Genomic DNA, 1,745 nt, shown 5'->3' with positions numbered 1-1,745 from the left:
CGCTGCGTCAGTTCAACTACTGCTCGATCATGATGGGGGCGGCACCGATGCCCGGGGACTTCCCGGACCGTGCCAGCCTCGATCGCTGCGCCGAAGGGCTCGCGCGGCTCAACTCGCTCGCCGGTGACCAGTTCAACCAGGGCCTGCGCGCGTACTACTTCGGCCTCGCGGTGATGAGCTGGCTGATCCATCCGCTGCTGTTCGCGCCGGTCTCGGTGCTGACGGTCGCGGTGCTGTACCGGCGCGAGTTCAACTCGACGACGCTCGACGCGCTCGCCTATCAGTACGAGGCCGAATCGTGAACGCGCTGCCGATGAGCCCTGCCGCCGCCGGGCAGGACGGCGAACACCTCTGGATCGACAACCTGATCCTCGCCGTGCTGGTGCTCGCCGGCGGCTGGATCGCGGCGCGCGTGCCGATGCCGGGCGGGCTGCCGCTGCCGTTCTGGCCGCCGGCCGGCGTCGTGCTCGCCGGGCTGCTCTGCTTCGGCTGGCGGGCGCTGCCGGGGCTGGTCATCGGCACGCTGCTGCTGTTCTACGACCTGACCTTCTACCAGTGGCGGCCGCTGCCGATCCTGATCGCCGGCGCCGGCCTGATCGCGCAGGGCGCCGCCGGTGCCTGGCTGGTGCGTCGCGTGCAGGGCGGCGCACTGGCGTTCACGCGGGCGCAGGACTTCGGGCTGTTCCTGCTGCTCGGCGGCCTGCTGCCGTCGCTGCTCGGCAGCAGCGCCTGGCTCACGGGGTTCGGGCTGTCGCTGACGCAGTACTGGCCGACCGCGATCCTCGCGCAGCTCAGCGGCGTGGCGATCGTCGCGCCGATCGTGTTCGCGTGGGCCCTGCGCGCGCAGCCGGCCTGGCAGGGGCGCATGCGCACCGTCGCGCTGCCGCTGGTGCTGGTCACGGCGCTGCTGGTGGCGCTGCTCAATCCGCTGCTCGGGCCGATGGATGCCGACACCCGCGAGCTGCTGCGCGTCGCGCACATCCACGCCGCCTGGTGGCTGATGAGCGCCGGCCTGTTCGTGTGCGCGCTGCTTGCGGTGCTGCTGCTGCAGCTGACGGCGCGCTCGGCCGCGGTGCGCGCGCTGGTCGAGCAGCGCACGGCCGAGCTGGAGCGCGCCAACGCCGAGCTGGCGCGCGAGATCGACGTGCGCAAGCGCACCGAGCTGCGCCTGCGCGAGGCCATGGAGGAGGCCGCCTCGGCCGGCCGGCTGAAGAACGAATTCCTCGGCAACATGAGCCACGAGCTGCGCACGCCGCTGAACGCCGTGATCGGCATGACCGAACTCGCGCTCGATGCCGAGCTGCCGGGCGAGGTGCGCGCCTATCTCGAAGCCGCACGCTCCGGGGCCGGCGAACTGCTGACGCTGATCGACGGCATGATCGACTTCTCGCAGATGAGCCGCGGCGGCCTGCAGATCGAGGCGACGCGCTACCGGCTGCGTCAGCTGCTGTCCGGACCGTTGAAAGCCGCCGGCGAGCGGGCGCGCGCCAAGGGGCTGGTGTTCCAGGTGCGCATCGAGGAAGCGCTGCCGGACCTGCTGATCGGCGATCCCGGACGGCTGCGCCAGATCGTGCAGCACCTGACCGACAACGCCGTGAAGTTCACCGCGCACGGCGGCATCGAGGTGCGCGTCAGCGAACTGCCGGGCACGGTCGGTGCGCGGCTGCTGTCGATCGAGGTCGTCGACACCGGCATCGGCGTGCCCGAGGACCATCGCGAGGCGATCTTCGATCCCTTCCATCAGG

2 protein-coding genes are annotated in these 1,745 nt (G+C 71.5%); both read left to right on the top strand.

Annotated features, from left to right (window positions below; all coding sequences use genetic code 11):
• Positions 1–302, top strand: a 302-nt coding sequence (locus PKE44_RS19080; protein ID WP_324554386.1) for a DUF599 domain-containing protein, incomplete at its 5' end; no start/stop codon positions are given.
• Positions 299–1,745, top strand: a 1,447-nt coding sequence (locus PKE44_RS19075; RefSeq protein WP_324554383.1) for a histidine kinase dimerization/phospho-acceptor domain-containing protein, incomplete at its 3' end; no start/stop codon positions are given. The genes PKE44_RS19080 and PKE44_RS19075, both read left to right, overlap by 4 nt.

Source organism: Plasticicumulans sp., assembly GCF_035331805.1.
Classification (GTDB): domain Bacteria; phylum Pseudomonadota; class Gammaproteobacteria; order Competibacterales; family Competibacteraceae; genus Plasticicumulans.
This window is presented reverse-complemented; position numbering and strand designations above follow the sequence as displayed.